Raw genomic sequence first — 20,772 nt, 5'->3', positions numbered from 1 at the left:
CGTCACCGGTCGGACGTGTGGGAGAAGCCGATCCCGCACAGGACGGTCGACTTGCCGAGTTCGCACTCCCCGCTGTCGACGAGGCGGGGGGCGTTGGCGCGTACGGGTTCCCGCACACACTCCACGGCCAGCACCGTGCGCCCGGCCGGGCCCCGGCCGCGGACCCTGACCCGGGCGCGTACCTGTGCGACCTCGACGTCCTTCGCGAACAGCCGCCCGTCCAGCGGATGGTGGACCCGGTCGCCCGAGCGCAGGTCCGTGATGACGAGCGTCCCGGACAGCGGGTGGTTGCGCCGTCGGTACGCCGTCCACCCCGCCAGCACCCCGCCGAGCACCAGCACGAGCAGCACCGGGTACAGCCACACGGGCGGTTCGCCGGGCACCTCGCCGTGCAGCCGCACCCGCGCCGTGGCGGGGGCGGCGAGCCGGAACCCGGGGTAGCCCAGTGCCCCGTGGACCGTGGGCGTCCACGACGACGTCACCTCGGCGGAGACGGCCAGTCCCGTCTCGAAGGGCTTGGTGGAAGGGGCGAGGGCGGGCCGGGGGTCCTGACGCCAGAGCAGGGTGAGGTGGTAGGTCCGCCGCGCGCCCGGTTCGAGGGTGACGGCCTCCTCCGGCAGTCCGACGGAGGTCACGGACGGGCCGTCCCCGTCGGTTCGGGCGTGCAGCCGGACCCGGAGCGGCACGTGGTGGGCGGTGGAGGTGACGGTGAGCCGTACCGTCTGCCGCCGTGCGCCTTCGCGGTCGCCGGTGCCGAGGTCGAGCGCGTCGGAGCCGGTGCCGGTGCCGGTGCCGGAGGCGCCGTCGGTCAGGGACAGCCGCACCCCCGCGCCGGCGTCGTCGCGCAGGGTGCGGACCGCCTTGTCGGTCCGCACCCGGTCCTTGGCGCTGTTCAGCTGTGTTCCCAGGGCGGTGGCCCCGACAGGGAGGATGCGCGGCGTCGCGACGACCGCGCCCAGGATGTCGGAGACGTGCGTGTCGTCGGCGAGCGGCAGTCCGTAGCCGACCACCGTGCGGTCCTCGCCCAGCGCGCGGTAGCGCTCGCCGAGCTTGCGCCAGCTCGGCGAGCCCAGCTTGGCGTATGCGCTGTCGGGGGCGTTGATCGCGCCGTCGGTGAGCAGCAGCACCGCCGCCACCGGCGTACGGCTGTCGCGCAATTGGTCGGCGGCGGTCTCCAGGGCGCTGCCGGGGTCGCTCGCGGTCTCCGTGGCCCGCGCGGGCAGGTCGTCGACCGCGTCCCGCGCGCCGGCCGCCGGGCCCAGCGGGTGGACGACGCCGACGGAGCGCCCGAAGGAAACCAGCGCCACCTGGTCCGAGGGCGCGAGTCCCGCGAGGAACGTCCGCAGCCGTTTGCGCACGGTGTCGTACTGGGTGGCGCCGTCGGGGCCGCGGTCCTCCATCGAGGAGGAGGTGTCGACCAGGACGACGTACGAGGCGGGCACGTCGTCGATGTGCAGGGAACGGCAGATGTCGGCGGGTGACGGCGCCGCGGGCAGGTCGTCGGCCCGGGGCGCCGAGGCGCCGAGGAACATCGCGGCGGTGAGGAGCAGGGCCGTGGCACTCGCGCGTACGCGCAGCGCGGACGGAGCGGATGTGATCATGACGTGCCAACTCTTCCTGGGCATGGCCCGGTCGAGACGCGCGGGTGGTGAACGCCCCCGGCGCGGAGGGTGGTTCGGGTACGGATGGGGTCGGTGGTCGGGTCGCTCAGCGGCGGGTGAAGTGCAGCGTTCTGAGCGCCTGCCGGCGCCGCCGGACCTCCTCGCGCAGCTGCTCGTTGCGGTGGATGGTGTCCGTGGCCCGCTCCTCCTGGTCCAGCAGGTGGGCCTCGGCCGCCTCGAAGTACGCGCTCCACAGCCGCTCGCCGAGCCGCTCCCACAACTCCTGTTCCAACAAGGCCCGTTGCTCCGGTCCGGCCGGGTCGCCCTGTTCCCGGTAGGCCTCCCGGTAGGCGTCCAGCAGCTCCAGCACCGCGGTCCCGGGGCGCGCCCTGCCTTCCGCCCAGGCGGCCAGAGGACCGCAGAGCTGGGCCCGGGTCGCGCCGGCACGCTGCGCCGAGCGCAGCCTCCTGCCGAACTCCTCGGCGCTCAAAGCGCCGTCGCGGGCCACTTCACCCAGTGCGTACAGGCGCAGCGTGCCGCCGATCTGCGGTACGGACTGCGCCAGCCGCTCCAGCCATGCGGCCTCCTCGCCCTGCGCGTGCCAGCCGGGCGCCGTCAGCAGGTCGGAGACGGACTCGGCGGTGATACGGCGCAGTGCGGGGTCCGTCGGCTCCTGCACCAGGCGTTCGGTCACGGCCCGGGCCGCCACTCCCGGGCGCCGCCCGGTGGCGGGGTCGAAGCGCAGCAGACAGCGCAGCAGGGTCTTCGCGGCGGTCTTGCGCCGATGCTGGGACAGTGCGTCCAGGTGGCGTTTCAGCGTGTCGGCATAGGGGTTCATCTCCTGTCTGGACGGCGCCTCGGCGTCGCGCGGCAGCGCGTTCGGGGCCTCACCGGCCAGCGCGCACAGCAGGTCCCAGCGGGCTCGCGAGGCCAGGCCGAGGGCGGCGCGCGGTCCGGCGGCCAGGATGGCCCGCAACCCCTCCTGTTCGGTGCGCGCACCGCGCAGGCGCAGGACGCGGGCCGGCCCGCTCGACCCCAGCGCGTCGCTCAGATCGTCGAAGAAGGACGAGGCCAGCAGGGTGTCGCCGCGTCCGCAGGCGACGGCCAGGCTCAGCAGCCGCGCGGCCTCGTCGGGATGCTTGGCGGCCCGCCATGCGGACTGCGGCTGCCAGACGACGGTCTCCGGCCGCAACAGGTCGTACAGCAGAGCCAGTTCGTCACGGGCGCCGCTGTCGAGCCACTCCAGCCAGCGGCGGACCGACCCGGCGGGCTCCGGGGTGCCGGCCGCGCCGTCCAGCAGGATCCAGGTCAGCTCGGGCCGGGCGGCCACCGCGCCACGCGCGAGGGGCATGGTGCCGGGAGCGAACGGCTCCAGCGACGGCAGCAGGTTCAGGGTGGCCGTGATGTCGATGTCCTCGTCGGGTCCGTCGGCCGGGTCCACGAGGTAGGCGAGGGCCTGGTCGACGACTTCGAGGTTGGTGCCCTCCACGCGGGTGGCCCGCAGAAGGCTGCTGACCTTCTCCTGCACGGACGCGAGGCGTCGGGCGTGCAGGTCCTCGCGCAGCCGCTTCAGGAGCGAGGCCGCCACCTGGGGATCGTTCAGGTACGGAGGCAGCAACGACAGGTCGGTGGAGGTCCCGGAGAGCTTCGCCCGGGCCATCATGCTGGCGGTCCTGCGGTTGGTCCGCGGATCGCGCAGGAAGCCGTCGACCACGTCGTCGGCCACCGGCCCGCCGCGCAACACCTCCGCCTCGACCTGGAGTTCGTGGTCCATGGCGCACAGCGACCGATGCGCCTGCTGTGCCGTCGGCAGGCCGGCGTGCGCGCTGTCGGACAGGGCCGTGCAGCGGGCCAGATGGTCCAGGACCGTGTGGCCGCCCCGGGACTCCCAGGCGTGGATCAGCAGGTCGTGGTAGTGGCGCGCCACGGAGGAAAGCCGCTCGATGCCCACCGCGCCGCCCCAGGGCACACAGGCCCGTCCGGGGGCGGAGCGCCCCCAGGACAGGCCGATGCGGTGGTTGGCGCCGGAGGAGGTGGCGGTGGCGGCCGACAGATACGCGCGCAGGCCGTACGGCAGCATGGCGGCGATGTTGTCCAGCAGTCGCAGCCTTTCCAGCGGGTCGTCCTCCGGTGCTCCGGTCACCACCACCGGCCCGTCCAGCAGCAGGGCGGCGACCGCCGCGTGCCAGCGCAGCAGCGAGTCGCTGGCCGAGACGAACTCCTCGTCGAAGCCGTTCATCAGGTGTTCGTCGGTGGACAGCGGCAGGCGTACGGGGCCGTGGAGCGCACCGGACTCACCCCCCGCGGCGATCCTGGAGAGCCCGGTCCGGCCGGCCAGGGCGGCGCGGGCCAGGGAGCTCCAGCCGAGACCGCGGTCGGCCGCCTCCTCGTAGGGGACCCAGAAGTGGGTGACGTGGTTGATCGGCCGGCTGTGGACGTCGGCCGTCTCGGTCCGGTCGAGGACGAAGACCCCGAGGGACATCCGGTTGTCCGGGTCGGTGCCCGGGCCGACCGTCACCCACGGCAGCCGGTCGGCGGGCGAGGGTGTGCCCGGAGACCAGTGCTGGATCACCTTGGTGTAGTAGCTGCTCCACTGCGGCGGCCAGGCCGCCATCACATGGAAACCCTGCGGGCTGTGCGGGCGCTTGCCCCAGACCGCCCAGCCCGCGCTCAGCCCGGCGCCGTCGGACGACATGGGCGCACCTCCCTCTCCGGCCCGGGACGTCATCGCTGCCGGGACAGGCCGCGCAGGAACAGGAAGGGCTCCATGACGTTGACCGGCCGGGGCGGGGCCACGAACCGGACCTTGTCGTCGACGGCGTTGACCAGCGAGGGGTTGTCGAAGTCGAAGCCCCGGTCCGGATCGACCCAGAAGCCGACGGCGCTGCACACGAAGTAGCCGACGCGCTCGGGCACGAAGTAGCGGCCGATCTGGTTCCTGATCTCGCCGAGGCTGCCGTGCGGGAAGCGGTCGCACAGGTCGTCGAAGAGCCGTTTGGCGTCGACGGCCTCGGGCTGGCCGGTGCGCGGGTTGAGCCGTACGTTGCCGTGCTCGCAGGCGAACCGGAACACGTCGTCGTCGTCGAACTTCGCCAGGCAGACGGCGATGCTGTGCGGCAGCCGGTGCCCGTCGCGGTGCCCGCGGATGGCGATCTCGGTCGCCACCCCGTCCAGGACCTCGGTGAAGAAGTCGGCGCTCTGCCGCTCGTCCTCGTCCACGGGCCCGTTCTCGCCGTTGACCCGCCACTCGCGGGCCGCGTCCAGGACGTACACCATGGCCCGCGAGTCGGCCAGGTCGGTGACCAGCCGCGGCCCCATCAGCGCACCCATCTCCGAGCGCAGGTCGAAGGCCTCCCCGGGCATGTCCCGCAAGGAGACCCGGAATTCGAGCACGTCCGACGCGGGCTGCCCGCCGCGGCGCCACCGCCGCCTGCCGGCGGACCTGCTGGAGTAGGGAGTTCCGCCGACGTCCCCGACCAGCGTCAGCCGGACGGGCAGTTGCTCGTCCTGTGTGGCGCTGGGAAAGACGCGTTCGCGGTAGAAGGTGTGGGCGAGATCGCTGAGGTACTGCTTGGAGGCGTGGTCCTCGGGAAACACGTTCCACGAGCCGTACTCGGGATCCATCAGCGCCCGGGTGAGCGCGGCCAGCAGGGTCGACTTGCCGCTGCCCATGCCGCCCCAGAGCGTGATGGTGGACGCGACCGTGTCGGTCCCGTCGGCGGGCGGGGCCGGGGCGACGGACTCCTCGGTGGTCTCGGGCCACTTCGCCGGCGGCTCCTTGCCCGGCCCCGGCCGGGTGCGGGGCAGCGGTGGTGTCCGTGGTTCCACGCCCTCCGCGACCCGGGCGTCCTCCTGCACGGGGAACGTCATCGGCGGGGTGGGCGAGGGTGCGGGGCCGGGCAGCGCGAGGTGCTGTTCGAAGGCGGCGTAGGGGTTCTTGCGGCCGCTGTCGGCGCGGCTGCGCCCCGCCTGCTGCGGTTCGGATCCGGTGGTGTCGTCTCGGTCTTTCATGTTCCCCCCTGTGTCGGCGGCCTCCGCACTGCGCGGAAGCCGATGTGCGGTGCCCGACGTCGTGTCAGGGCGCCTGGGGCGGCACGTACGGCAGCCAGCGCTCCGGTCGGCCCGCCGCCAGGGCGAGCCCCGGAAGCCCGCCGTCACCCGTCCCGGCGCGGGTGTCGAGCAACAGGCCCGTCACCACCCGCTCCGGGTCCTCGTGCGCGTCGAAACAGCCCTGGGCACCGATGTGGGCCCAGGCCTGGCGGGCCCAGCGGGCCACGAGCGGTTCGCCGTCGTCGTCCATCCAGTCCGGCTCGTCCACCAGGGCAAGACAACTGAGCTGCTGCTCGTGGCGCAGCCGGGCCAGCGCGGTCACCCAGTCCAGCCGGTCGGGGCAGACCCGCACGGGGGCCCGTCGGCGCACCGCCTGCGGTTGCCGGCTGTGCGGATGCGGCGGGCGCGACCCGACGACGATCAGGCCGCGCAGGCTGCCGGGGCGCCACCGGCCCTGCCAGGAGTGCAGTTCGTGCGGGACGTGTTCGAGGCCGGTGGCGAAGTCGTGGTGCAGCGGGCTGGGCTCCCACTCCTCCAGGATCCGCAGCGCCGAGGTGACGGGGCAGAATCCGGTCCGGTAGTGGAGGGGGCTGGTGTCGCCGGGGCCGGCCAGCGGCATGTGGTCCCGGTAGCCGATGAGCGCGACCCGCAGCGACTCCGGGTGGCGGGTGCCGTCCCGCACGGCCTCGACGACAGCCTTCGCCCGGCGGACGCGGGCGGCCAGCTGGGCCGCGCCCTGCCGACGCCGGACCGCGGTTTCCACGGCCACCACCAGGTCGAGGGGGCGCGGGGGCGCGAGTCTGCGCGGCAGTCTGTCGACGAGCGTGGTCCAGGCGGTGGACTCGGGCCGGTGACCGCCCTCGTACAGGAGCCGGACCCGCCCGGGCCCGTCGAGCCGGTAGCGCAGCGTCGCCTGTCCCGTTGCCGGGAGCACCAGCCGGTCGGCCCGGACAGCGTGCCAGTCGGCGGGGGCGTCCTCGACCGGTCCCGTGACGACGACGGCACCGGCATGCGGCTCCTCCTCGCCGTCGGAGTGGGCCTCCACCTGTACCTCGGCGAGCTGCTCTGCGGGCCCCCGTCCCGGCACGGATGCCGTGCTGCCAGCCCAGAACAGCGGCTGCCGCACCACCTGCACCGCTCCGGTGGACGGCTGGACGCGCGCGGCGGCGAACCACAGGGTCCGGCGCAGTGGGGTCGGGGCGAGCAGGTCGTCGGGGCCGTCCGGCCACCCGGCCGGGAGACGCAGCCACAGCAGGGCCGTGGGCGGAGCGAGCCGTTCGACAGCCTGCTCCAGGCAGGTCCAGCCGGCCGCGCGCACGGCGACGACGAGCGGTATGTCCCCGGCGAGGCGCTCGGGCAGCCGGCGCAGGGCCCGTTCCAGCGCCTGGCCCAGGGACCGGTCGAATTCCTCGGCCGTGGGCTTTCCGGATGCCAGCTCGAAGAGTCGTCGTATTCGGCCGGCGGAGCGATCTCCCTCGCCGGCGGGGAGGGTGTTCCATTCCGCTTCGAAAAGAACTTCACTGCCCGGAAAGGCGTCACCCGTGTCACCCGTGACCCGGCTGATCCGGATTCTCTCGCAGCCGCATTCCACGAAAGTCGCCTCGGCCATTTCCCCGCCGGCGAGTGCGGTGGCGAGCCACCCCCGTCCCGCCGGAAAGAGGTGCCGCCGCTCCTGTTCGCGGATTTTCCGCAGCGCCGCCCGCCATCGCTCGGACGAGTGGCGGGCGACCTCGGGCAGACGATCCCTGACCGCTTGTTCGATCTGCTCAAACACCTGCTCGGAATCCGGTTCGGCCGTGGCCACCCCCGGTGCGCCCAGTGCGTGCACCACACGGGCGGCGGCTGTCAGGATGTCGTCACGGTCAAACACCCCGTTGTCTGGCTGCGCTCTCACGTGCCCCCCAGGGAAGGACGGACCGCGGTACGCGGATTGCCCTGCCCTCACATAAATCGAACGAATGACGCCCTACCGGATTCGAAAGGGCGCACAAATGCACGAATACGCGATGATGCGATTTGTGTGACGGTCGTGAAGATACACGAAATTCCGCCACCGATGGAGGTATCGGTGATTTTCCCGGAGGGGTATCGGACGGGAAACGGAGGGGTATCGGAGGGGCATGGGAGGGGAAACGATCGAGTCACCGTTCAGCGTCTGACCGCAGAGTTCCGGTGCCGGCGTCGGGCTCGCACAGTGTTGCGGCGTTGCGGCGAAGGAAGCGGACACGGCGTCCGAGCTCGGACACGGCGCGCCTTCGTCGCGGGCTCAGTCGAGGGCGGCCAGATGGTCGGCGTCGCCGCCTCGCCACTCGATGAGGAAGATGGTCGCGTCGTCGGTCGTGGTGCCGCCACGTTCCTCTTTCAGGGCGTGGGAGAGGGCCCGCACCACCGCCCGTACCTCGGTGCGGTCGCGGAGGATCCGGTTGGTCCACTCGACGAGCTGCTCCTCACCGAACTGTTCCCCGCCGGCCTGGTGCTCCTCGATCAGGCCGTCGGTGAAGCACAGCAGCCGATCCCCGGGACACAGCATCCGCTCGGTGACCACCGGCTCCTCGCCGCCGAAGCCGACCGGCAACGTGGTCGGGCTCTCCAGCCGGTCCACCACGGCGCGGTCCCGGATCAGGAACGGCGCGGGGTGGCCGGCGTTGACCCACCGCAGCCGGCCGGTGGCGATGTCGAGAACCATCATCTGCGCGGTGACGAAGTGGTCGGGGCCGAACTGCTCGTTGATGGCCCTGTCCATGAACGCGTACACCTGGGACAGCTCCGTGTCGGCCCGTCGCGTGTGGCGATAGGCGCCGATGGCCACCGTCGCCATCGTCGCGGCATCCAGCCCGTGGCCCATCGCGTCGATCATGGCCACGTGAAGGGTGTCGCCGTTGAGGGCGTAGTCGAAGCTGTCTCCGGCCACGTCGTAGGCGGGCTCCAGGATTCCGGCCACCTCGACCTGGGGAACGGTCATCGACAGCGGGGGAAGCAACGACCACTGGATCTCCGCGGCCACGCTCATCGGGGCGCTGCGGCGGGCCTGGAAGAACAGGTCGGTGTAGGCGTCCTTGGTGACGATCATGTCCGCCACCAGGCCCGCGAGTCTGCGGAGCAGTCGACGGTCGTCGTCGTCGACCCTGTCCAGGGTGACGGCCATCGCCCCGATCTGGTCGCTGCCGTCCAGCAGCGGCAGGTACATCCGCACACTGCCGTGCTGTGGCACCTCCACGGTTCTGCGGCTCAGGAACGCCTCGCCGGCGGGCGAGTCGTCGACCGACTCGGGGCCGCCGACCCTCAGCCTCCGGCCCGGCAGCGGCACCAGCAGCACCTGTTCGTAGTCCTGGAGGAGGATGGAGACATCGCGCCCCCCGACCCTGGCCACCTCTTCCGCGACGAGTGGGGCGATCAGCTCCGGCGGCATCTCATGGGCCCGGTCCAGCAGCACACCCAGCAGTCGTTCGCCGAACCCCTCCGACCGGTCCACCCCGATCCCGCCGGGCTTGTGCCCACCGTCCGTCATCGCTGCTTGCTTCCCTTCACCCCGGGGCGCGATCCGGCCGGGGAACTCATGGGACGGCCGCGTCCACGCGGTCTTCGCCGGGCGGCCCGGTGCCCCGGCCTCCTCGAACCGCGGTGGATGCGGGTCGGTGACCGCCGGAACGGCGTCGGCGCTTCAGCACCCGACCAGCTGTCCCGACTCACGGTGCCCAGACGCAACGCACACCCCGCCCCTCTCGGATCCATCCGGCAGTCAGCGGCGATCGGCGCGGCACGACGCTGTCGACCGGCCCAGGCTTGCACCGCCCACCGGTCCGACGAGCCGATTACGCCATGGGCGGCATGTCGGCCCCCAACTGCCCGTCACCACAAGACGCTGGAGGACGGTCGGCCCGGTTCGACCGGACCGGTCTCCCGGGTCCGGAATCGCTCCCAGCGAACCGAAACCCGCGCCCCGCGCTGCGCGCCCTGCTTCCGGTGGCGCGTGGGCCGTCCCCCAACGACCCCGGCGTCTACACACCGGGGTCGCCCTTCCAGGCCGGTCGCACGTGAGAGTGTGCCGACCTGCTTTCACTCTATGCCTGGTGCGCATTTCGGGCATCAGGGGTTTCGTGCTCCGCCCGGCGCTGGGAGTGGGACGTGCGACCAGGTCCTTCCCTTCCCCGGCGATACGCCGGCCGCCGGCGCGACGGTCCCCTCGGCTTGTCCGAGGAGTAGGCTGAAATCACCGAGGATATTCCGCGCACCGGCTACCACGCTCGTGTCGTTTTCGGCGATCGAATAGGCCGGGCCGATCGCGGTCGGCCCGGGGCAAGGTTCGCGTCATGACTGCGGCCATTTCCTTCTCGCCGACACTCGAAGACCGGTTGTCGCCGTCCGCACCACCTCCGTCTCCCTCTTCTTCGTTCCCTTCTTCGTCTTCCTCCTCGTCCGCGCTCCGCCTGTCGCTGGCTCCCGTCGGTCCCCAACCGGCTCTCCTGGACGGCGCCTGGTGGCCCCGCTCCCGTGATCTCGCGGCGGAACTCCCCGCCCTGACCGCCGTGCTGGATCCGCTGTGGGGGCGGATCACCCGGGTCACGGTGAATCCCACCCACTGGCCGGTCGTTCCACGCAAGGTGCCCGTCGCCGGGCATGTGGTCAACGTCGGCTGGTTCCTGGCCGAGCAGGACCCGCACGAACTGCTGCTGCTCTCCTACCGCGTGGGCCGGTGGAACCTGCTGGTGGTACCGCCGGGGACGGACCAGGTGTCGGCCGCCTGGCTGATGGCCGCCGCGAGCGACCCACTGGGTACGTCGACCGCGAGCCGGTTGATGGAGGAGGCGGCGCGCCTGCGGACGGTGTCCGAGGCCGACCGAGCCGTGGAGGCCGTCTGGGACTCCGAGGGCGGACACCGGGCCCATGAGCCGGCCGGTCACGCCGCCTCGGGAGTCAACTGACCGAACCGCTCGTCGCACTGACGCCCCTGTCGGCAGCCCCTTCGTCCGGCCGGCCCCACCCGCTTCCGAGGTGGACACCGGGCCGGTACCTGCCTGCCGACCGTCGCGGTGGCGGGGCCATCTGGTTCACCATGGGGTGTGCGATTCGATTCCGTGCCCATGCCGGCGGCCGTCGAGGCCAGACCTCGTGACAGCCGTGGGTATCCCGTACCCGCCATCACCCCGTGGGAGGGCGACGAGCCCCAGTTCGCGCTCACCGACTACGGACGCAGCGCCGAGTGCGCACGACAGCGTCTGTGTTCCGTCTGCAACACCCTGATCCCCAAGGGGCCGGTGTGGCGGGTGGTCGGCGCCGCGGAGAGTGCCGCGATCCGCGAGGCGCTCGCCGCCGGGCGGCCGTACCGCAACATGGCGGCGACCCTGGAGGCGCCGGGGCACCGCGCGTGCATGCTCTACGCCTCGATGGTCTGCCCCTATCTGGCACGGCCCAACGCGCGGCGGGGGCTGACGGCACAGAGCCCGGACGACATGACCGCGCATGTCGTCCGGGGCGCTGTCCGTGGGGACATGGGTGCCGTGGTGGGGTACGGCGACTACGAGTTCGCCGTCACCGAGACCCGGGTTCTGTTCCGTTTTCTCGACGTGGTCGAGTACCTGCCGCACGACACCGCCGACCAGCACCTGCCCGAGCTCCAGGCCGAACTCGCCCGCTCCGGCGGCCGGTTGGGGGGCGGTCAGCCGCGGTAGGCGGGCAGGCCGGTGTGGCTGGAGACCTTGACGGGCTTGCCGAAGCCGTGGGCGGTCTTCGTGATGGTGTACGTACCGGTCGGGGCGCGGAAAGCGATGGTCTTGCCGTTGGGCGACCAGGTGGGCTCGGTGTAGTCGGCGGTGGCGCTGGGGGTGACGTCCTTGACGACGTGGGTGGAGCCGCCGAAGTCCTCGACGAAGAGGTGATCGTGCCCGTGGACGGAGCGGACGAAGACGACCTCCTCGTTGTCGGGGGAGAGAGCGGGCTCGGAACCCTTGGTCAGCGCGCCGCCCTGCTGCCGCAGGTAGTCGTCACGGATGTAGACCTCGCCGGTGTGGGTGTTCTCGTAGACGGCCGAGCCGTAGTTGCCGCCGACATTCGGCCAGGTGTTCTCGGTCTGGGGGACGTTGCCGTCTCCCGGGTCACCGTTCAGGCTGATCTTGGTCGGCTTGCCGTGGTTGCTGGTGGCCTTGACGCCCTCCAGGACGGTGCTGCCGTGGATCTTGGCCGAGAAGATGAGGTTGTTCTTCGCGGGGATGTGGTTCGCCCGGTCGGCGGCGGTCACCTGCCAGGTGGGGTGGGACCAGGTCTGTCCGCCCGGGTTGGCGGCGACGGTGACGCGGTGGCTGCCGTCCGGGTTGGAGACGATGAGGTCGCCGTGCCCGTCGACGAAGGCGGCCTTGCTGCCGCTGGGGTTCCAGGCCAGGTCACGGACGGTGGTACCGAAGTCGATCGACTTGCCGTTGACCAGGACGTGACGGGTGCCGTCGCTGATGGTGAGTCCCCTGGGCACGGTGACCGTGTGGGCGGACGCGGCCGCGGCGACCATCGCGGCGCTGCCCTTGGCGTCGCCGCCGGAGGACGGGACGGCCGTCGCGGTGGCGGCCGCGCCGCACAGGGTGAGCAGTGCGGCGGCGCCCGCGGTGGTGACAGCTGCGGTGTTCCGACGGTTACGAGCGGACATCGAGGTTCCCCCAGGGATGTGAATGACACTGCGATGAGAGTTTCACGGGAACCGCCTGCCGTCCCCGGGACCTGAACCGGTCCGTCGGCTTGCCGCCCTTCGCGATGAGAGAAGTCTTCCCAGAGGGAGTGACAGAGCTGTGCGCTCGCCGTCACAGCCGTGCAATAGCGGGTCAAGTGAGAGGAGGAAACGTCAGGATTGACACCGGCACACCCCGTCGGGGGCCGGGACCGGCGACGCACGGACGGCCAGCGGAGTGACACCAGGTCGCGTCACACGAGGCAGACACGGAGCGTCACCCTACCGTGCCGTCATGAACACACAGCGTCATGGCGGTACTGCCGGGAGACGAGCCGGAGGCACCGGCCCGTCTTCCGGCAGGCTCACGCTCCTGGGCATGCTGACCCTGGTACTGGTCACTCTGGCGGCGGCCGGCACGCCGGCGGCCGCCGCGTCGCGCTCGGGTACCCAGTTGACCGTGCGGTTCACCAACAACAGCGACCGCGACCTGACCCTGGGCCCGTACAGTTACAACGGGTGCCCCGCCACCCTGCCGGACCGCATCAACGCGGGCACCACCGCCAGCTGGACCCTCAACGCGTGCAACGATCCTCGCGGCAACGTGGGGACCGTGGCTCTCAACATCTACCGGGAGTCCGGGCGGGTGAACATCGGCTGGGACGCCCCCTTGCTCGGTTCGGCCGGCTACACCGCCTCGGCACCGTCCGGGTACGTGATCAGTCACAGCGGCGGTCAGGGCCTCGACCCGACCGTCGACTTCACCTTCGACTGCAACTCCACGACCTGCGACGGGATCCCGGACAGCTGGAAGAGGAACGGCATCTACATCAACCCGGCCGACGGCAGCGCCCACACCCAGCCCGGGACCGGCCTGAAGTTCATCAACCTGCCGGCAATGGGGGCGAGCGTCAACAAGCCGGACATCTTCGTCCAGGTCGACTGGATGGCGAACCAGACCCACAGCCACGCCCTCTCGGCCGAGGCGATCAAACGGGTGGTCACCGCCTTCGCGAACTCGCCGTACCGCCGCCACTCGCCCAGTACCGGCATCAACCTGCACGTGGACGCCGGACCGGACAGCATCCTCGACTTCGCGGCCGACAAGAAGTGGGGAGACCTGAGCACGGCCCGACAACTCCCGGAGACGAAGAACCTGGGAACCTCGGTCAACGGTCTCTACCAGTGGAACGCGTTCAACACGATCAAGACGGAGACCGGGGGCTTCAAGGACACCGGCCGGGCACCGATCTTCCACTACGCCATCTCGGCACACAACCTGGAACCCGGCAGCAACTCCAGCGGCATCGCCCCCACCCCGGGCAGCGACCTCATCGTCAGCCTGGGCAGCTTCACCAATCAGGTGGGCACCGTCTCCGAGCAGGCCGGTACGTTCATGCACGAGTTGGGCCACAATCTCAACCTGGAGCATGGCGGAAGCAACAACGTCAACCACAAGCCGCAGTACTTCAGCGTGCTGAACTACGCGTACCAGGTGGGCCTCACCTCCGGGTCCACCACCGGGAACATGGCTCTCTCCGGTCAGAACACCGCACTCGACGAGAACAGTCTCGACGAGAGGTCCTATCCGACCAGCAGCGGCAACTACGACCTCAAGCACTACTGCGCGAACCCGGGAGGGGGCGGCGCCTTCGTCACCGTTCCCGCGGCGGACAAGCAGGTCGACTGGAACTGTGACGGCCTGATCAGCGAGAGCCGGGTCAGCTACGACGCCAACGGCGACGGACAGCGCACTCAGCTCACCGGCTGGGACGACTGGGGCAACCTCCTGCTGCGCGTCGGCACCATCGGCGGTACCAGCGCCTCGGGCAGCATGCCGGCGCCGACCGCGGAGAACGAGATGACCCCGGCCGACGAGGCGATGAACGAACCACTGGACACCACGCCCCCGGTCACCAAGGCCACGACGGCCCCGCCCCCCGACGGGCACGGCGTTCACCACTCGAACGTCACCGTCACTCTCACCGCCACGGACCACGTGTCCGGTGTGGCCAGGACCGAGTACAACCTCGACGGCAGGGGCTGGAAGCAGTACACCTCACGGATCAAGGTGCGCGGCGACGGCAAGCACCTACTGCTGTTCCACTCCGTCGACCACGCCCAGAACCATGAGAGCGCGAAGTCCCTCAGCATCCGTATCAAGACCGACTCGCACGGCCACGGAGGCAGGAACTCCTGACTCCGAACTCCGGCTCATGACCCGAAACACCCTGACGGCCCCCGGTCCGCCCGGCGGGCCGTCACCTGCTGTCCGACCGGCGCCGACGACCGCCCGCCCCGGCCTTTTCTTTCGCTGCGGGCCGAGGCGCCTCTAAGGCCGTCGCAGGAGCCCCCTCTCCATGGCCACCACCACCGCCCTCGTCCGGTCGTTCACGTCGAGCTTGGCGAACAGGCGCAGCAGATGCGTCTTCACCGTGGCCTCGGCGATCACGAGGCGTCTGCCGATCTCGGCGTTGGTGAGGCCGTCGGCCACCGCGTCGAGGACGTCGGTCTCACGGTCGGTCAGCGGGTCCTGGACGGGACGCCGCATCCGCGCCACGAGCTTCTCGGCGACCCGGGGAGCGAGCACCGTCTCGCCACGTGCCGCCGCGTGGATGGCGTCGACGAGCTGCTCCCGAGTGGTGTCCTTGAGCAGATAACCGATGGCCCCGGCCTCCACACCGCGCTCGATCTCCGTATCGGTGTCGTACGTCGTCAGGATCAGCACCCGGGTACGTGGATACCGGGCGACGATCTCGGTCGTCGTGGCCACCCCGTCGAGCACGGGCATCCGCAGATCGACCAGGGCGACATCGGGGTCGTACCGCTCGACGAGTTCGAGCGCCGCGCGTCCGTCGCCCGCCTCACCGACGATCTCTATGCTGTCGTCGGCCGCGAGCAGGGCGACCACTCCGGCCCGCATCACGGTGTGATCGTCCACCACGACGATGCGCAGACCTCGTTCCCTCATGCCTCCACCTCGCTCTCCGGCGGGATCATCGCCAGGATCCGGGTACCGTCGCCCACCGAACTCGTCACCGTGAGCCTCCCGCCCAGCTCCGCCAGTCGCTTGCGCATGCCGTCGAGCCCGAAGCCCGTCGACTCCCCCGCCACGAACCCGCTGCCGTCGTCGGTGATCTCCAGCTCCACTCCGTACGGACGCCGGACCAGGACCACGCCGACCGTGGACGCGCGCGCGTGTTTGCGCACGTTGGCCAGGGACTCCTGGGTGCAGCGCAGCAGCGCGATCCGGGTCTGCTGGTCGCACTCCAGGTCCGCCAGGTCGGCGGCCACGGCGAGTCCGGTGTCCTCCGCGAAGCGGTCCAGGGTACGGCGCAGCGTCTGCGCGACCGTACCGGCCGCCGCCCGGCCCGGACCCGGCTGCCTCGCCGAGCCCACCAACTCCCGGGCCTCGGCGAGGTTTTCACGAGCGGTGGATTCGATCGACCACAGTTGCCGGGCACTGCGCGCCGGGTCGTCGGAGATGCCCGCCCGTGCCGCCTCCGCGAGGACGACGATCGAAGCGAAGCCCTGCGCGAGCGTGTCGTGAATGTCCCGTGCGATGCGTTCCCGTTCGTCCGCCGCGCCCTGCCGCTGGTGAGCCTCGGACAGCTGCACCTCCGTCCGCTCCAACTCCTCGATCAGCCGCGCCCGTTCGCTGCTCTGCGCGACGACCGAGTGCGCCCACAGGCCGATCAGCACACCCACCGCGACCACGATCAGGGTGGACACCAGCGTCTCGCCGAAGAACTCCGCCGACCAGCCCTGCCGGACCAGGGCCCCGGTCAGCGTGACACCGGTGGCCGCTCCGAGGAACCCCATGGAATTCCTCGGAGTACGCCCGAACATCCAGTAGTGCGGCAGCGTCACCATGAACAGCGCCGCATAGCTACTGCCCAGATACGCCAGCCCGCCGAGTGCGAGCACCAGCACCGAGAGATAGACCTGCGGACGTACGACGGGGTTCCCCGGGAAGCGGTCGAGAACCGCGTAGCACAGCACCACGCAGCCGAGCAGCGCGAGCGCCTTGTACTTGCTCCCGCCGGACGGAGCCGTCGTCACCAGCCCGACGGCCATCGCGCCGAAGAGCGCCCAGCACACCGTGTTCCACCGGCGCAGCGACGTGGCCCAGAAGGCGTCGGCCAGGGGGTCGGCGAGAGCAGTCATACCGATCAACGTACGTCGCCCACCACTTCCCCGTCGGCGATTTGAGCCGCCGCCCCCTTACGCCCTGCCGCCCGCGAGGGCCACCAGCTCGCCTCGCCGAGCAGCAGCATCACCGACGGCAGAACCATGATCCGGACGACGAAGGCGTCGAGCAGCACGGCCGCCGCGAGGACGAAACCGATCTGCTTCATCTCGATGATGTGCAGGAAGACGAAACTCGAGAACACCGTCGTCATCACCACCGCGGCACTGGTCACCACACTCGCCGACCTGCGGATTCCCTCCAGCACGGCCTGCCGGGTGGACACGCCCGCGAGCACGGCCTCCCTGATCCGGCTCACCACGAACACCTGGTAGTCCATCGAGAGCCCGAAGAGGATCACGAAGAGGAACAGCGGTACGCGCGAGCCGATGGAACCGGTGGAGTGGAAGTCCAGCAGCCCTTCGGCCCAGGTCCCCTGGAAGACCAGGACCAGCAGTCCGAGCGCCGCCGCCGCGGACAGCAGATTCAGTACGACACCGATCAGACCCAGTACCACGGAGCGGAACGCGTACGCGGTCATCGCGAAGGTGACCAGCAGCAACGCCCCGAGGACCAGGGGGAGTTTGCTGTTCTGGTGAGCGGGATAGTCCGCGTACCGGGCGACATCCCCGCTCACTCCGTACTCCGCCCCGTCGATCCGGCCGACAGTCGCGGGCAGATAGTCCTTCCGCAGGTGGTCGAGGGAGTCGTACGCCTGCTCGGAATTACCCAGGTACGGCACCTTCAGTTCGAGCACACTGATCCGGTGGTCGGTCGACGTCCGGATGCCCGAGGCGCCGGTGAACAGCGGGTCCGCGTCGGCGCGCCGGACCAGCTCGCGCAGCGCGCCGGTGACCTCGGCGGCGCGCGCGGCGTCGGCGCGTACGACGACCTGGTGCGTGACCCGCTGCTCCGGGAACGCCTCGTTGAGCCGGTCGTACACCCGCATGGCGGGGATGTCCCGGGAGTGCGTGTCCCGGCTCATCTCCGTGATCTTCAGGCCTGCCAACGGGGTCACGAGCGCGAGCAGGGCGAACACCGAGACACACAGGGTGGCCAGGGGGTGCCTGCTCGCCGGCCGCAGCAGCGCGGCCCACACCCGGCCGCCGTCGTCGTTCCGGGTCCGGCGCGCCGGCTTGCCGCGTTCGGCCCGGCGCCGGGCCCGGCGCTCGGCCCGCTGTCCGAGCTTGACCAGCAGCGCCGGCAGCGCGGTCAGGGAACTGGCCACCGCGACCAGGACGACCACGATGGTGCCGGTGGCCAGCGAGGAGAAGATGACGTCGGAGGCGAGATACAGCGTCGCGGTGGAGGCCACGACCGCGAGCCCGGAGATCACGACCGCCCGCCCCGAGGTCGCCGCGGCCAGCTCCACCAGTGCCTCGGCGCTCAGCCGGCCGCCCGCGCGGGCCCGCTCCTCACGTTCCCGCTTGAGGTAGAAGAGCGTGTAGTCGACGCCGACGGCGAGGCCGATCATCAGGATGACGTTCGTGCCGACCCCGGCGTCCGGGGACAGGTGCGAGGCCACCATCGACAGCCCGACGGCCGCCGCGATCGACGACAGGGCCAGCAGCAGCGGCACCCCCGCCATGGTCACGGACCCGAAGACGACCAACAGGGTGACCAGGGTGATGGGCAGCGTGATCTCCTCCGACAGCGCCAGGTCGTCGCCGCGCTGCTGGTCGACCCCCTTGCTGATGGAGGGACTCCCGGTTTCCTGCAGCAGCAGCCCGGGACGCGCCTTCCCCACGGCCTCGGTCTGCGCGAGCAGCGCGTCGACCTTGTCCTTCGCGTCCCGTTCCTCGCCCTTGAGGGCCACCTCGACCATGAGGATCCGGCGGTCCCCGGACAGCAGCGGGTCGGCCACGCCCGCCACCTCGGGCAGCCGCTTCATCCGGGCGGTCAGGTCCTTCGCGGCAGCCTGGGCCGCGGCCTGGTCGAGGGGGCCCGACCTGGAGGAGATCAGCACCTGCTCGGTGGACCTGCGTTCCAGATGGCCCTGGGCGGCCATCGCCTCCGCCCGGCCGGCCTCGCCGACCCGGTAGTCGGCCGTAGTAGCGCTGTGCGTGCCGACGGCACTGCCGACCGCCAGGCACAACACCACGAACACGAGCCAGCCGACGATGGCCCGCCAGGGGTGCCGGGCGCTCCAACGCGCCATGCGAACAGTGAGTGATTTCATGCCTAAAAGCCTTGCTGCCCCGGGTAGTTGGCCGACAGAGGCACCCGGTTGAACTTCGCGTCCACCGATCGGTGGACGCGGACCGGGAGCGGCTCCAGGCGATACACAACGGGTTGGGCCACCGGAGCAGGGTGATCCCGGGCCGAGGAGCGGCCGCACAGGTCAGTGGTCGACTGCGCAGATCGGCGAACCGGCCTGACCGGTCGCTGGGCTCACACCAGGCGCACCGCCCCGATACGCCTGATGAAGTCGACTCGTCGGCTTCCCGCGGTGTCATGGCGATGAGATGGAACGGCGGAGTGCGGGATCGCACCGTGATTGACCGCTGTTGCCCGCTCTCATGGGCACGGCTGGGGCACGCCGTCGGAACTGATCCGCGGCTTCGAGCAGGCCGCTTGAGCAGTGGGTCGAGCATCGGGAGCGACGACAGCCGACGCTGTCGTCACCCCGACCGCGGGGCTTCCGGCCCGTACTCTCGTGCGGCCACCACAAGGCGCTCCGGGTGGCCCGCGCCCACGCGATCAGCTGGAACCGGAGCTGCCGGCCGCCTCGTCCGCGGCACGACGGTACTCGGCGTTGATGCGCTGAGCTTCCTCGAGCTGGTCCTCGAGGATGACGATGCGGCAGGCGGCCTCGATCGGGGTGCCCCTGTCGACGAGCTCACGGGCGCGAGCGGCGATCCGCAGTTGGTAGCGGGAGTACCGGCGATGTCCACCCTCCGAGCGGAGCGGAGTGATCAGACGAGCCTCGCCGATGGCTCGGAGGAAGCCCGGGGTGGTGCCGAGCATCTCGGCTGCCCGGCCCATCGTGTAGGCGGGGTAGTCGTCATCGTCCAGAAAATCACTAAGAGGGTTGTCCGCTGTCATGTCACCTCGCTGTGCAGCAACGCGTCGAGGGGCCTTGGTGCCGTACGGCACCAAGGCCCCGAAGGAAATTCAACACCATCTGTCGGCCCTACTGCTGTGCCGACCTTCTGTTTCCGCTACCCGGCCCGGCAGAGGGCGGGGTAGCGGGGGATCGCAGCTGCTTGACCGGGGACCACCATCCATTCCGGGGTCTTGCGGGTACCCGGGCCGAGTGCTTCTCGGGCCGGGCGATCCTGATGGCGTCTGCTCCTCCGTTCCTCTCTGAACCAATCTCTGGATGAATCGGCACTGCGGTACTGCGGCAGCTCCTCGACATGCGAGCCGCCCAGTGCGGCTCCCAGCGCCGTCGCCGTTCTGGGAAACCTTGGCTTCGAGGCTCGAGAGCCGCACTGACCTGCAAACTTCGTGTACAGCTACCCGCCAGTTCGTTTCTGCCGGGTCTCGTTCGACCGTGTTCTACGTCAGGAAGCATAACCACGCCGAGAGGCAATGTCTACTCTGGCAAGAGTAGATTTCACCCCCATGGCAGAGGAGGAATCCTGCCACCTGCGACGATGCCCTCCCCCTAGGTCGCCGCGCGCGGCGCCACGAAGGTCGGGGCCCCTCGCCGCTCGGTCAAAAACCGCCTTCCGCCGTACGCGGGGCGGCCCCGAGACAGGCAGCTGAATAGGATCTGCTCTCATGTCGAACCCTGATGAACTGCTTGTCGCTCTCTCCGCCGCGGTGGAGTCCGAGCGAAGCAATCAGATGTCGCTGACCGTGGTCGTCGGCGGCGCCGTCATCACCGGCCGGCTGGCTCCCGAGGCCGTGTGGAGGGAGCGGGTGGCGGAGGTCCTGAAGGAATCGGACCGTCTCGGCCCGTTCTCCGACGTCTTCACCGGCGGCCCGCGAGGGGAACGGCCCGGCCGCGGCGGAGATCCCACGCATCTGCACTTCCATCTCGCGCGGATCCTGCAGGGCACCCTCGGTATCCCGGAGACGGGCGGCATGTACCGAGTCGCGATCAAGGACGTCAGCGCATGGACCGTGGGTGATTTCAGCTACTTCGACCGGTGAGACGCTGTCCCCGCCCCGCTGCTCGGCCAAGAGTCTCCGAGCGGACGAGGACACAGCGGTGGACGAGGACACAGCGGTGGGGGGGGGGGGGGCGGGCGGCGGCCCCGCCCCCCCCCCGGGGCCGGGGGGCGGGGGCGCGCCGCCGCGCGGCCGCCGGCCGCGGCTGGAAGACGGGCCGG

The 20,772-nt window shown here is 70.9% G+C and carries 14 protein-coding genes; 4 read left to right on the top strand and 10 right to left on the bottom strand.

Annotation, left to right across the window (positions count from 1 at the left end):
- Positions 1-2: 2 nt before the first annotated feature.
- The 5 genes from ABZ642_RS36440 to ABZ642_RS36420 form a co-directional block, all read right to left on the bottom strand.
- The gene (locus tag ABZ642_RS36440; RefSeq protein WP_360492465.1) at positions 3-1,601 is read right to left on the bottom strand and encodes a vWA domain-containing protein; all 1,599 of its coding nucleotides are present in this window, start codon (positions 1,599-1,601) and stop codon (positions 3-5) included.
- Between the two features lie 106 nt (positions 1,602-1,707).
- Entirely contained in the window at positions 1,708-4,296 is a 2,589-nt protein-coding gene (locus tag ABZ642_RS36435) for a hypothetical protein (RefSeq protein WP_360492463.1), read from the bottom strand.
- Positions 4,297-4,325: 29 nt separating this feature from the next.
- A complete protein-coding gene (locus tag ABZ642_RS36430) occupies positions 4,326-5,612 on the bottom strand; it encodes a hypothetical protein (RefSeq protein ID WP_360492461.1) in 1,287 nt (428 codons plus the stop codon).
- A gap of 64 nt (positions 5,613-5,676) precedes the next feature.
- On the bottom strand, positions 5,677-7,545 hold the full coding sequence (locus ABZ642_RS36425) for a hypothetical protein (protein WP_360492458.1): 1,869 nt from the start codon (positions 7,543-7,545) through the stop codon (positions 5,677-5,679).
- A gap of 372 nt (positions 7,546-7,917) precedes the next feature.
- Positions 7,918-9,159 (bottom strand): PP2C family protein-serine/threonine phosphatase, encoded by a 1,242-nt coding sequence (locus ABZ642_RS36420; protein ID WP_360492455.1) that lies wholly within the window; start codon positions 9,157-9,159, stop codon positions 7,918-7,920.
- A gap of 802 nt (positions 9,160-9,961) precedes the next feature.
- Between ABZ642_RS36420 and ABZ642_RS36415 the strand changes: the two genes are divergently transcribed.
- Both ABZ642_RS36415 and ABZ642_RS36410 read left to right on the top strand, forming a co-directional pair.
- Positions 9,962-10,573 (top strand): DUF5994 family protein, encoded by a 612-nt coding sequence (locus ABZ642_RS36415; protein WP_360492452.1) that lies wholly within the window; start codon positions 9,962-9,964, stop codon positions 10,571-10,573.
- A gap of 138 nt (positions 10,574-10,711) precedes the next feature.
- The gene (locus ABZ642_RS36410) at positions 10,712-11,320 is read left to right on the top strand and encodes a hypothetical protein (RefSeq protein ID WP_360492449.1); all 609 of its coding nucleotides are present in this window, start codon (positions 10,712-10,714) and stop codon (positions 11,318-11,320) included.
- Here ABZ642_RS36410 and ABZ642_RS36405 read toward each other — a convergent pair.
- Positions 11,308-12,285, bottom strand: coding sequence for a hypothetical protein (locus tag ABZ642_RS36405; protein ID WP_360492446.1), 978 nt, complete (start codon positions 12,283-12,285; stop codon positions 11,308-11,310). The two genes, ABZ642_RS36410 and ABZ642_RS36405, sit on opposite strands and share 13 nt — an antisense overlap.
- 397 nt (positions 12,286-12,682) lie before the next feature.
- On the opposite strand from ABZ642_RS36405, the gene ABZ642_RS36400 reads away from it, so the two are divergent.
- Positions 12,683-14,503 (top strand): hypothetical protein, encoded by a 1,821-nt coding sequence (locus tag ABZ642_RS36400; RefSeq protein WP_360492443.1) that lies wholly within the window; start codon positions 12,683-12,685, stop codon positions 14,501-14,503.
- Between the two features lie 132 nt (positions 14,504-14,635).
- Here the strand turns inward: ABZ642_RS36400 and ABZ642_RS36395 are convergent, their stop codons facing one another.
- The 4 genes from ABZ642_RS36395 to ABZ642_RS36380 form a co-directional block, all read right to left on the bottom strand.
- Positions 14,636-15,274, bottom strand: a complete 639-nt coding sequence (locus ABZ642_RS36395) for a response regulator transcription factor (RefSeq protein WP_360492440.1) — start codon at positions 15,272-15,274, stop codon at positions 14,636-14,638.
- On the bottom strand, positions 15,271-16,470 hold the full coding sequence (locus ABZ642_RS36390; protein WP_360492437.1) for a sensor histidine kinase: 1,200 nt from the start codon (positions 16,468-16,470) through the stop codon (positions 15,271-15,273). Before ABZ642_RS36390 ends, ABZ642_RS36395 begins: the two co-directional genes overlap by 4 nt.
- A 5-nt stretch (positions 16,471-16,475) precedes the next feature.
- Positions 16,476-18,671 carry an MMPL family transporter gene (locus tag ABZ642_RS36385; protein ID WP_360492434.1) on the bottom strand — a complete coding sequence of 732 codons (2,196 nt, stop codon included), beginning with the start codon at positions 18,669-18,671 and terminating at the stop codon, positions 16,476-16,478.
- 521 nt (positions 18,672-19,192) lie between these two features.
- Positions 19,193-19,537: a MerR family transcriptional regulator gene (locus ABZ642_RS36380; protein ID WP_059130428.1), complete on the bottom strand. Its 345-nt coding sequence runs from the start codon at positions 19,535-19,537 to the stop codon at positions 19,193-19,195.
- Between the two features lie 681 nt (positions 19,538-20,218).
- Between ABZ642_RS36380 and ABZ642_RS36375 the strand changes: the two genes are divergently transcribed.
- Positions 20,219-20,593, top strand: coding sequence for a hypothetical protein (locus ABZ642_RS36375; RefSeq protein ID WP_351709476.1), 375 nt, complete (start codon positions 20,219-20,221; stop codon positions 20,591-20,593).
- Positions 20,594-20,772: the final 179 nt, after the last annotated feature.

Source organism: Streptomyces sp. NPDC007157, from assembly GCF_040634235.1.
GTDB lineage: Bacteria > Actinomycetota > Actinomycetes > Streptomycetales > Streptomycetaceae > Streptomyces.
The sequence above is the reverse complement of the archived record's forward strand: the minus strand, read 5'-3'. Positions and strand labels throughout refer to the sequence as shown.